The following is an 11987-nucleotide window of genomic DNA, read 5'->3' as shown; positions in this document are numbered from 1 at the left end:
ATAAAGTTTCCTAGTTTTGGTTTTTTAAAATTTTGAATGGCATCAGAAATTAAGAAAATAGCAGTGTTTACATCAGGCGGTGATTCTCCGGGAATGAACGCTGGAATTCGCTCAGTAGTTCGTACCTGTGCATATTTGAATATAGAATGTGTAGGTGTCTACAGAGGCTATGAGGGGATGATAGATGGAGATTTTAAACCTATGGACGCCCGTAGCGTAAACAACATCATCAACAAAGGAGGAACAATCCTAAAATCTGCACGCTGTGAAGAGTTTAGGACCAAAGAGGGACGTAAGAAAGCTTACGACCAGTTGAAGAAAGAAGGTATAGACGCATTCGTTGTTATTGGAGGGAATGGAAGTTTTGCTGGAGCACTTTCTTTTAATGAAGAATATAACTTTCCGGTGATGGGAATGCCTGGAACTATCGATAATGATATTTTAGGTTCTACCTATACCATTGGTTTTGATACAGCTATTAATACCGTTGTGGATGCGATTGATAAAATACGGGATACAGCAAGCTCGCACAACCGTCTTTTCTTTGTTGAAGTAATGGGCAGAGATGTTGGGCACATTGCTTTAAATGCGGGAGTAGGAGCTGGAGCAGAAGAAATCTTAATTCCAGAACAAAACCTTGGTTTGGAACGTTTATTGGATTCCTTAAAACGAAGCAAGAAATCTGGAAAATCATCCAGTATTGTAATTGTTGCTGAAGGGGACAAAATTGGAAAGAACGTTTTTGAACTTAAGGAATATGTTGAGGAACACCTACCTATATATGACGTTAGAGTATCCGTTTTAGGTCATATGCAAAGGGGTGGTAATCCAACTTGTTTTGATAGAGTACTTGCCAGCAGAATGGGGGTAAAGGCAGTAGAAAGTTTGTTGGAAGGAAAGTCCAACTATATGGTAGGTATAAGAGATAATCAATTAATACTTACACCAATAAGTGAAGCTATAAAAGCACATACAGAGATAGACGAGGAACTCTTAAGAGTTTCTGATATAATGACTACATAATTATAACCAAATACAGTAAAAATGTCAAATTTGAAAATAGGAATTAACGGATTCGGTAGAATAGGAAGATTGGTGTTTCGTGCAACAGTAAAGAGAGATAACGTTGATGTTGTGGCGATTAATGATTTGTTGGATGTAGAGCATCTTGCATATTTATTGGAATACGATTCAGTCCATGGAAGATTTGATGGTACGGTCGAAGTGAAAGACGGGAATCTTGTTGTAAATGGAAAAACAATACGAATTACTGCAGAAAGAGACCCTAAAGTTTTAAAATGGGACGAAGTAGGAGCTGATATCGTTGCAGAGTGTACTGGTATTTTCACAACTTTGGAAATGGCTCAATACCATATTGATGGAGGAGCAAAAAAAGTTGTTATATCTGCACCATCCAAAGATGCACCTATGTTTGTAATGGGTGTTAACCATAATGATGTAAAAGCATCGGACGTTATTGTATCAAATGCGTCTTGTACAACAAACTGTCTTGCACCATTGGCAAAAGTATTGAACGATAAATTTGGCATAGAAGAAGGCTTAATGACTACTGTTCACGCTACTACAGCTACACAGCTAACGGTGGATGGTCCATCAAGAAAAGATTATAGAGGAGGTAGAAGTGCAATGCTAAATATCATTCCTGCTTCTACGGGAGCTGCTAAAGCAGTAACAAAAGTAATCCCGGAACTTTTGGGGAAACTTACAGGAATGGCATTCCGTGTACCCACTGCAGATGTGTCTGTTGTTGATTTAACAGTAAGATTGGAAAAAGAAACCTCTTACGATGAAATTAAGAAAGCGTTTAAAGATGCTTCTGAAGGAGATATGGCCGGTATTTTAGGATATACAGATGAACCTGTTGTTTCGCAAGATTTTGTAGGAGATGCAAGAACAAGCATTTTTGACGCAGGAGCTGGTATGGAATTAAACTCGAAGTTCTTCAAAGTTGTTTCTTGGTATGACAACGAAGCGGGTTACTCTAATAAATTGGTTGATTTAGCTGAACACGTAGCAAATCTGTAATTTATCATCTTACAAGTAAATCCTGAAAAAGGCAATATGTCTTTTTCAGGATTCATTATAAAATTAGGCATATGATATTGATTGTGGATAGTGGAGCAACCAAATCTGATTGGATTGCTTTGGATAATACTGGCGAACAATTGTTCCTTACCCAGACACTGGGGCTTAGTCCTGAAGTGTTAACGCGAGAGGTAATTGAGGACAGATTGGCCAATAATTTTGAACTTTCCAAAAACAAAGATGTTGTAAGTCAATTGTATTTCTATGGTGCTGGTTGCGGTACCGATAGGATGAAGAATTTTTTGAAGGAGATTTTCAAGGATTTTTTTCCAAATGCAAAAGCAGAAGTAAGGGAAGATACCTTTGCAGCAATATATTCCACTACCAAAATAGGACATCAAGGAATTGTATGTATTCTGGGCACAGGCTCAAACTGCAGCTATTATGATGGCCATCAATTGTTCCAAAAAGTCACTTCTTTAGGCTACATTTTAATGGATGATGGAAGTGGTAATTTTTTCGGAAGGAAACTTTTAAGAGATTACTATTTTCACAAAATGCCTCAAGACCTGGGAATTAGATTTGCAAAAGAATATAATTTAGATGCTGATGTAATTAAGGAACACTTATATAAGCAGCCCAACCCTAATACGTATTTGGCAACCTTTGCCCGATTTATTATTGAAAATAAGGACCATCCATATTGTCGAGGTGTGATAGACAAGGGGCTACAACAATTTGTGAACAATTACATCATGCAATTTGAACTGGCCACAAAAGTTCCTATAAACTTTGTTGGTAGTATAGCACATTTTCTAAGTGATGAGCTAACCACTGTGTTAGAGCGCAATGATTTAATTTTAGGAGTTATCCGCAGACGTCCAATAGAAGGTCTTATGGAATTCCATAGAGAGACTATTTAATTGCAATCATAGAAATTTCTACATTCACAAACTTGGGAAGATTGGCAACTTCTACAGTTTCTCTTGCGGGAGCAGTTTCAGCATTAAAATAAGCTCCATATACTTCATTTATTTCAGAAAACTGATGCATATCCTTAACGAAGATGGAGGCCTTTATCACATCCTCAAAAGTCATATTTGCTTCAGAAAGAATGGCCTTTAGATTTTCCATAGATTGTTTGGTCTCCCTTTTTATATCGCCTTCAACCAATGCTCCTGTTGACGGATCAATCGGAATTTGCCCAGATATATATAGGGTGTCTTTAATAAGAACGGCCTGATTATAAGGGCCTATTGGCGCTGGGGCATTTGGAGTATTTATTATTTTTTTCATGGAAAGGATTTTTTCATTGATAATTTGAAAAGTAAGCTATTTTAAATTATTCTATCTGCTAAATGGTTGACTTCTATTTTCCCATTTAAGGTCACTAAGAATGGAACTCTTTATTCCAATAAAGAAATACCATCTTTCAAATCTTCCAAAAGGTGTCCAATCAAAACTCAACCGAAAACTATTTAAATCCCTCTTAAAATTAAGTCGTGTATCGGCAAACCCCTTGTTTTTAATATCGTAGCCAGAGTTAAACCCAACCTCCCATTTAGGGGAAAGTTGTACATTACCGGAAAACATTAATGAGTGATTGGTTATTTCCTTTTGCCTATTGCTGTTGTTGTAAGTGGCTACATAGGTAAACCTCATGTCCCAGGGAATCTTGGTATTGTAAATTGGATTGTCCACTTCATCAGAATCTGGGTTTTCATTCTTAAAAAAGGGCTCCCCATCCCTTGCTCCCTCTAATTCAAATGGATTTGCACCATAGTCAGGCTCTTGTTCTTGCGGCTCCTCATTACTTTTACCGCCACCTTTTTTAAACATATCACTTCTTAAGGCGAACCCTGTGTTAATTCTAGCCGAAGTCAATCGTAAAAGCCCACCCCCATTACTAACATTGAAAGTATTAATCCTTCTCCCATTATTGTCTATTGCATATGGATCCAATGTGGCAGAGAAGTTAATGGGAACATTCTTGATAATCTCCGTACCTCCACTTAGGCTAATAGGGCTTAATTTCAGCGAATCTGCTTCAAAATTGTAACTGGTAGATAAGGTAAGATTACTGAGTATATTAACCTTCCTAGGTTCTACAACGGTGGAATCCTTGTCCCTAACCTTGGCTTCCAATGTATTCTGTAATGAAAAACCAATGGAATTACTTTTGCTTAAAGAAGGTCTTCCATATAGGCTAGTTTCAAAAGGAGTGTATTGCACATCATCACCATCACCATCAGTATAAGTTTCATAAAATTGCTCAAATGAAGGAGCGTAGCTATAACTGATAGATGGACGTATAACATGCCTAATAGCCTGTATTTTTTTATCCTCTCCAAAGTTAAAAGTACCATAAACAACCGTACCTATGCTGGCACCAAGGTTATATCTATTAAATCTGTCAAATCCAGCAATGGTATCTGTAACAACTTCTTCCTGATCAGCATCAAACCGTCTGCTAATGGTTTCCAGTGCCCAAACATCCTCATAGTTACCATTTAAACTTACGCTCAAGTATTTTGCTACCTTAAAATTGGTTCCAATTGGAATTCTATGTCTCGCTCCTACACGTGCGCCTTCAAACATTGCGCTGGTAAAAAAGTCTTCTTCCGTTGTGGTTATACTATTTTGTCCATTTACATCATACTGAAAGTTGACATTCTGAACAATTCCATTTTTAATACCATCCCTTTTTGCGAAAGGGAAAATACGTTCCATACTAGCCTGAAACGTTGGCAATGACATTTGAATGGCCTGTGTCCTAGAGTTTTGCGAATGGGTTAATGTTAAACTTGTATTTACGGAAGGATATGCCGGAAAGGTTTTGGAATAGCTTATGGACGAAGCAAACGTATTGGTTTGCGTGTTTGATCGGTTGACTTGATTTAATGAATTGGTAAAAAACTGACTACTACCCAAGTTTACAGAGGCCGAAAACCTGGAATTTGGACTCGCTTTGGCATCCTGTGTATGTCTTATTTGAATGTTGTAATTACTTGTTCGGCTAAAATCATCAAAACCCTTTTGGCTCTGAATTAAATTTTCAAAATTGAAATTTATATTACCCCTAAACTTATATCGCTTTGCGTAAACTGATTGGGCCCTAAAACCATAACTCCCGTTTGTATAGAAGTCACCTGTAAGGCTTAAATCCACATAGTCACTTATTGGCAAATAATATCCTCCGTTCTGAAGAAAATAGCCCCTATTGGGATCATTACCAAAGGTTGGGAATATCAATCCCGCTGAGCGCCCTGTGGTTAAGGGAAAGTAAGCAAATGGTAATGCAACCGGAGTAGGAATATCCACAATATAAATATTACTAAAACCCGCAATTATCTTCTTTTTGGGTACAAATTTGGCTTTACGAATTCTAATGTAATAGTCCGGGTCCACCGTGTCTTTGGATGTGGTCAATTTTCCTTCACTTAAAAAGTAAACAGAATCATTTTCTTTTTTTGTTTTTTCTGCGTAGATCTTCATTGCATCACTGCCCAATTGGCCCAGTCCAGCCTGTTGTTCCGTTCTTGAATTCCAAATCAACGCTTTTTGAGTGTCAAAATTGAATCTAATGGAGTCTGGTCTTACCTCATTGGTTCCCTGTTTAAAAAAGGGCAACTGGGAATAGGTGCCCGTAGAATCCTGTAACCTACCCGCATATACTTCGTTCTTAATGTAATCCATCACAATTACACCAGCCTTGAGTTCCGTATCCTGATAATATATTTCAGCTTCGTTATACAGGTAGATTTTATTGTCTTTTTGACTCAGTTTCACGTAATCTTTGGCCTTGTACTTAATTTTATCAAGCAATAGAGGCTGCTTCCCTTGAACGGAATCTGCCTGTATTGAATCAGTGGAAATAGAGTCATTTAATATGTTGGGAGGTAATAGGGGAGCGGTAATGCTATCATTGATTCTCTTTATTGGCAAAGGGGTAATAAGGTCTTCCTGTGCCAGAAGATTTATTGTGCCGCCAAGGAGTACAAAAAGGAAAACTAAAAGATGTTTGTTTGATTGCAACGTGATAAATCCTATTTTTGTGCTAGTTTGGCTTAGTTTTTGGGATCAAACTTACATATATTTTTTGTTCTGTTGATTGGGGATTACAATATTTTTAACCATTTCAGAACGCTATAATTACTCAGTTCTTATGAATAAAAGTCAGCTAGCTTTTTTTGTTCTACTCTTTATACTTCCCATGGCTTCATTTACCAAAAATGATACCGAAGTACAACTAAAAGATAAGTTTATTGTTGTTTTGGATGCTGGCCATGGCGGCCATGATCCTGGCAACTTGGGAAATGGATACCTAGAAAAAAATATTGCATTGGGTATTGTATTGAAAGCAGGCGAAGAATTAGAAAAAAACCCAAATATTAAAGTTATCTATACCAGAAAGGATGATACGTTTGTTGACCTTTTTGTAAGAGGGGAAATTGCCAATCAGGCAAATGCAGATCTTTTTGTATCTGTTCACTGTGATTCTCATGGTTCAGATGCGCATGGAGCAGGAACTTTTGTTCTTGGACTTCATGTGAATAGGCAAAATTTTGAGGTGGCAAAGAAGGAAAACTCAGTAATTTATCTGGAAGATGATTATGAGAAGCGGTATGCGGAATATGACATTAATTCTCCAGAATCTGTAATTGGCCTTACCATTATGCAAGAAGAGTTTTTGGACCAAAGTATTATGCTAGGCAAAAAGCTTCAGGATTATTTCACCAAAAAATTAAAAAGAAAGGATAGAAAAGTAAAACAGGCTGGTTTTATAGTATTGCATCAAACTTTCATGCCAAGTGTTCTTGTTGAAACAGGTTTTTTGACCAATAAAAGTGAAGGAAGTTATTTAAACTCCAAGAAAGGACAAAGTGAAATGGGCAAAGCAATTGCAGCGGCTGTTTTAGCTTACAAAAAAGATATTGTTAGCGGATATGACCCAGATGACACACCTATTGTGATTGAGGATAGCTCTGGAGCTGTCCATACGACAACAAAAAAAGAGCAATCAGCAAGTACTGAAACTTCCACTGTATCAATTTCTAAAGAAACTGATACAAAACCAGTTAAAGAAACGTCAACCGATTCAAAACCGGCTAAGAGCGGTGTAGTTTTTAAGGTACAGCTTATGGCAAGTGCTAAAAATATTCCTCTTAAGGGCGAAAACTTTAAAGGGTTGGATAAGTTATCCAAAGAACCTTTTAAAAACTTGTATCGCTATATGTACGGAAATGCAAGCTCTTTTGATGATGCAAAGCTTCTTAAGGCAAAGGCGGCAACCAAAGGATACACTACGGCTTATATAGTGGCATATAAGAACGGAAATAGAGTGTCAATATCCGAGGCATTAAAATAGGAGCAAAGAACAGTAGCTACCTTGTCAAAAATATTCCTAATTTTGTTTGAACAGTAAACAGAATCTTTTGAAACTATCCAGGGAAATCAAAACTGGGATTATAGTACTAGCGGGAATTTTAGCATTGATTTTCGGGTTAAGTTATCTAAAGTCCTCTTCTTTTTTTGAAAACAACAAAACATTTTATGCAGTATACGACCACGTTGGTGGTTTACAACAAGGAACCCAAGTTTCCATAAACGGTCTTGTTGTAGGTAATGTAACAAGTATAAAGTTCAGTGATAATAAATTTAGATCCGTTGTTACATTCTCGATTAACGAAGGATATGATTTTTCGAAGAATAGTCAAGCTGAGATTTATGATACAGGGATAATAGGAGGAAAAGGGATTCAAATTCATCCAGTTTTTGATGATTCACCTATGGCAAAATCTGGGGATACCCTTAAATCAAGTATTAAACCAGGGCTTACCGCTTTGGTACAGGAGAAATTAACGCCATTACAGATGAAGGTTGAAGGTGCGGTTTCTCATGCCGATTCGTTGCTTATGAATGTCAATGATGTGCTTGATGATCAGACCAGGATAGAATTGAGACAGAGTATTGCTGGTCTTAATAATTTGGTTAATTCTTTTAAAGGAAGTGCGGATAAATTGAATGTTTTACTGGAAAACAATAAAGAACAATTGGATAACTCCTTAAAAAATGTGGATAATATTACCGCTAACTTTTCCAAGCTTTCAGATTCACTGGCGAATGCTGGTTTGGCAGAAACGGTTTCTAGTTTTCAAACAACCGTAGAGAAACTAAATAAGGTACTAGGAAAAATTGAAAAAGGAGAAGGTTCTCTGGGTAAGCTTGCTCAAGATGATAAGTTGTATGAAAACCTTACTTCAGCTTCAAAGGAATTAGATTTATTACTGCAAGATTTTAGGCTTAACCCAAAAAGGTACGTTAATGTTTCAGTTTTTGGAAAGAAGCAAAAAGAATACGAGCTTCCAGAAAATGATCCGGCCGCACAAAACGAGAATTAATATATGGAGTACTTGCCCAATATACTTTTTGCCATTGTCCTCATTATCGGAATAGGGTTTTTTTTTAAAAATGTCAAAAAATTATCCAGGAACATCAAACTTGGAAAAGATGTTGATGTAAGTGACAACAAATCGCAAAGGTGGAAGAATATGGCGCGGATTGCGTTAGGACAAACCAAGATGGTTGTTCGTCCTATTGCGGGGTTGATGCATATTATAGTTTATGTAGGCTTTGTAATCATTAACATTGAAGTTTTAGAAATTATCATAGATGGGGTATTGGGAACCCATAGAATATTTGCTCCTTTGGGAGCATTGTACGATTTCTTGATAGGTTCTTTTGAGGTATTGGCCCTCTTGGTCATTGTTGCCGTTATTGTGTTCTGGATTAGAAGAAATATCATCAAACTAAAGCGATTTATAAAACCAGAAATGGATGGCTGGCCCAAGAAGGATGGCAACATGATTCTATATATTGAATTGGTCCTGATGCTTTTGTTTTTAACAATGAATGCTGCCGATTTTCAATTACAGCAATTAGATGCCGCTCATTATACAAAAGCAGGAGCCTTTCCTGTGAGTCAACTGATAGCACCATTATTTGATGGCATGTCAATTTCTAATTTGATACTAGTTGAGCGTACGGCTTGGTGGTTGCATATTATTGGAATATTATCTTTTCTGAACTATCTGTATTATTCCAAACACTTACATATTTTACTTGCCTTTCCAAATACATACTATGGAAAGCTAACACCGCAAGGTAAGTTTAACAATGTAGAAGCGGTCACCAATGAGGTAAAACTGATGATGGACCCTTCAGCGGACCCATTTGCAGCCCCTACTGAAGATGCTCCAGACCCTGAAAAATTTGGAGCTTCAGATGTTATGGATTTAAACTGGGTGCAATTACTCAATGCCTATACTTGTACGGAGTGCGGCAGATGTACTTCAGAATGTCCTGCTAACCAGACAGGAAAAAAGCTTTCTCCAAGAAAAATAATGATGGACACTCGTGACCGACTGGAAGAAGTTGGTAAGAATATGGATGCCAATAAGGGGGAATTTGTAGAAGACGGAAAACAATTGTTGGGAGATTATATTAGTCATGAGGAATTATGGGCATGTACTACCTGCAATGCATGTGTTGAAGCCTGCCCTGTTAGCATAGACCCCTTATCCATTATTATAGAGATGCGAAGGTTTTTAGTAATGGAACAGTCGGCAGCCCCCATGGAACTTAACAATATGATGTCCAATATTGAAAACAATGGTGCACCATGGCCATATAATCAAATGGATCGTTTAAACTGGGTAAACGAATAAATCTAGAACTATGAGTGAGGAACTTAATGTAAAAACCATGGAAGCATTTATGGCCGAAGGTAAACAGCCAGAAATATTGTTCTGGGTAGGTTCTGCTGGAAGTTATGATGATAGAGCTAAAAAGATTTCAAGGGCTTTCGTGAAAATATTGAATAAGGCCAATGTTGAATTTGCCGTTTTGGGACCGGAAGAAAGTTGCACTGGAGATGTGGCGAAGCGTGCAGGTAATGAATTCTTGTTCCAGATGCAGGCTATGATGAACATAGAGATTTTAAATGGCTATGAAATAAAGAGAATTGTAACCTGTGACCCACATTCTTTCAATACATTGAAAAATGAATATCCAGGTTTAGGAGGAAACTATGATGTTGTTCACCATACTCAATTCATAAAAGAGTTAATGGATGATGGACGTCTGTCAGTTAAAGGTGAATTTTACAAAGAAAAACGTATTACATTCCACGATCCTTGTTATTTAGGGCGAGCGAACTCGGTTTATGATGCACCTAGAGAGGTTCTCAAGAAAACCAATGCGAATATAATAGAAATGAAACGGCATAAAAAAGCGGCACTATGCTGCGGTGCCGGAGGCGCACAAATGTTCAAAGAACCAGAAAAAGGAGATATGGATATCAATGTATTGCGCACAAAAGATGCATTGGATACCAATCCAGACATTATTGCAACAGGCTGTCCATATTGCAATACTATGATGACAGACGGAATTAAAGCACACGAAAAAGAGGGGAGTGTTAGCGTTTTAGATGTAGCAGAACTTATTGCTAATGCTGAAGGTTTATAGACAATTTAATTTCCTAGTAGTATGAAACATCTTTTTAAATACGTAAGTCTTGTTATTGGTATTGTTTTAATGCTAGCATTTGCAATAGAAAACAAAATGGCTGATGATCTATTGTTTTACGCTTCTTTTGATAATGGAACATCAGCGGATGTTGCGGTTGGAGACAAAAATATTTATACAGCTGATCTAAGAAAGAACATTGAAAATGCAAAACCAGGGTTACTGAATCCAGATGTAAAAATTGCAAAGGGCAAGGGATTGTCTGGAAATGCTCTGGATTTTAAGAAAAAAAGCAGAATGACCACCTTTTTTAAAGCCCATAAAAACATGGGCTATTCCAAGGAAAATTGGAGTGGTGCGGTATCGTTCTGGTTACAATTGGATCCAGAAAAAGATTTAGAACCTGGTTACTGTGACCCTATTCAAATAACGGATGTCAATTATAATGACGCCGCCCTATGGGTCGATTTCACCAAAAATAATCCAAGAAATTTTCGATTGGGTGTGCTAGGTGATTTGGAAGTTTGGAATCCAAAGAAATTAGGACCAGATGAGAACCAAGATTATTTGAGACGATTGGTTACGGTAGAACAACCTCCATTTAATAGGGGAGACTGGACACATATTGTCATTAACTTTTCTGGGTTAAATACAGATAAGGGAAGTTCAGAATTATTTGTAAATGCAAAAAGTAAGGGGAAAGTACCGACCATAAAAGACCCCTTTACTTGGAACGAAGAAAAAGCAAACATAATGTTAGGCCTTAATTACATAGGTCTGTTTGACGAGTTGGCTGTATTTAATAGGCCATTGAGTGCAGAAGAAATTGAACTTATTTTTAATACTAAAGAGGGCTTAAAGTCAATTTTAAATTGATTAAGTATACCCTAAACAAATAAATTTTCATGTTAGTACCTTTTGAAACGCTTCCTGATAACGCTAGAATATGGATTTATCAGTCAAATAGAAGCTTAAGTGATGTAGAACAAAAAGAAGTAGAGGAAAGCTTAGCTGCATTTTTAAAAGAGTGGACGGCCCATGGTAGTGAGTTAGAAGCTGGCTTTGAGGTAAAGTACAAACGATTTATAGTAATTGGATTGGATCAAACCAAAGCTGGTGCGTCAGGTTGTTCAATAGATACCTCAGTACATTTTATCCAAAGCTTGGAACAAAAATATAAAGTAGAGTTATTGGATAGAATGAACGTTTCGTTCAAGCAAGGTGAGTACATAACCTATAAGTCATTGAAAGATTTTAAAAGAATGGCTAGAGAAAAAGCCATATCAAGCAATACCATTGTATTTAACAATTTGGTTGCCAGTAAAATTGAGTATCAGGAACATTGGGAAGTTCCTGCCAGTGAGAGTTGGCATTCAAGATTTGTAGGATGATATCCTTAAATTATCCTAAAT

At 37.1% G+C, this 11987-nt stretch carries 11 protein-coding genes; 9 read left to right on the top strand and 2 right to left on the bottom strand.

What is annotated here, in order from left to right; all coding sequences use genetic code 11:
• The first annotated feature begins 36 nt into the window (after positions 1 to 36).
• From pfkA to LV704_RS00110, 3 genes are all read left to right on the top strand, one after another.
• Entirely contained in the window at positions 37 to 1023 is a 987-nt protein-coding gene (gene pfkA, locus LV704_RS00120; protein WP_163421908.1) for a 6-phosphofructokinase, read from the top strand.
• A gap of 21 nt (positions 1024 to 1044) precedes the next feature.
• Positions 1045 to 2046, top strand: a complete 1002-nt coding sequence (gene gap, locus LV704_RS00115) for a type I glyceraldehyde-3-phosphate dehydrogenase (RefSeq protein ID WP_163421909.1) — start codon at positions 1045 to 1047, stop codon at positions 2044 to 2046.
• A gap of 71 nt (positions 2047 to 2117) precedes the next feature.
• Entirely contained in the window at positions 2118 to 2969 is an 852-nt protein-coding gene (locus tag LV704_RS00110; RefSeq protein ID WP_163421910.1) for an N-acetylglucosamine kinase, read from the top strand.
• Here the strand turns inward: LV704_RS00110 and LV704_RS00105 are convergent.
• Positions 2962 to 3342: a RidA family protein gene (locus LV704_RS00105; RefSeq protein WP_163421911.1), complete on the bottom strand. Its 381-nt coding sequence runs from the start codon at positions 3340 to 3342 to the stop codon at positions 2962 to 2964. The two genes, LV704_RS00110 and LV704_RS00105, sit on opposite strands and share 8 nt — an antisense overlap.
• Before the next feature lie 51 nt (positions 3343 to 3393).
• Positions 3394 to 6081: a putative LPS assembly protein LptD gene (locus LV704_RS00100; RefSeq protein ID WP_163421912.1), complete on the bottom strand. Its 2688-nt coding sequence runs from the start codon at positions 6079 to 6081 to the stop codon at positions 3394 to 3396.
• Positions 6082 to 6211: 130 nt separating this feature from the next.
• On the opposite strand from LV704_RS00100, the gene LV704_RS00095 reads away from it, so the two are divergent.
• The 6 genes from LV704_RS00095 to LV704_RS00070 all read left to right on the top strand — a co-directional run bounded on the left by LV704_RS00095 (position 6212) and on the right by LV704_RS00070 (position 11966).
• Positions 6212 to 7414: an N-acetylmuramoyl-L-alanine amidase gene (locus LV704_RS00095; protein ID WP_163421913.1), complete on the top strand. Its 1203-nt coding sequence runs from the start codon at positions 6212 to 6214 to the stop codon at positions 7412 to 7414.
• 67 nt (positions 7415 to 7481) lie between these two features.
• Complete coding sequence (locus LV704_RS00090) at positions 7482 to 8447, top strand: MlaD family protein (protein WP_163421914.1); 966 nt, start codon at positions 7482 to 7484, stop codon at positions 8445 to 8447.
• Between the two features lie 3 nt (positions 8448 to 8450).
• Positions 8451 to 9773: a (Fe-S)-binding protein gene (locus LV704_RS00085; RefSeq protein WP_163421915.1), complete on the top strand. Its 1323-nt coding sequence runs from the start codon at positions 8451 to 8453 to the stop codon at positions 9771 to 9773.
• 10 nt (positions 9774 to 9783) lie between these two features.
• The gene (locus LV704_RS00080) at positions 9784 to 10575 is read left to right on the top strand and encodes a (Fe-S)-binding protein (RefSeq protein WP_163421916.1); all 792 of its coding nucleotides are present in this window, start codon (positions 9784 to 9786) and stop codon (positions 10573 to 10575) included.
• Between the two features lie 21 nt (positions 10576 to 10596).
• Positions 10597 to 11451, top strand: a complete 855-nt coding sequence (locus LV704_RS00075; protein WP_163421917.1) for a LamG domain-containing protein — start codon at positions 10597 to 10599, stop codon at positions 11449 to 11451.
• Between the two features lie 29 nt (positions 11452 to 11480).
• Complete coding sequence (locus LV704_RS00070; protein ID WP_163421918.1) at positions 11481 to 11966, top strand: ABC transporter ATPase; 486 nt, start codon at positions 11481 to 11483, stop codon at positions 11964 to 11966.
• Positions 11967 to 11987: the final 21 nt, after the last annotated feature.

It is taken from the genome of Flagellimonas sp. CMM7 (genome assembly GCF_021390195.1).
Taxonomy (GTDB): domain Bacteria; phylum Bacteroidota; class Bacteroidia; order Flavobacteriales; family Flavobacteriaceae; genus Flagellimonas.
The sequence above is the reverse complement of the archived record's forward strand: the minus strand, read 5'-3'. Positions and strand labels throughout refer to the sequence as shown.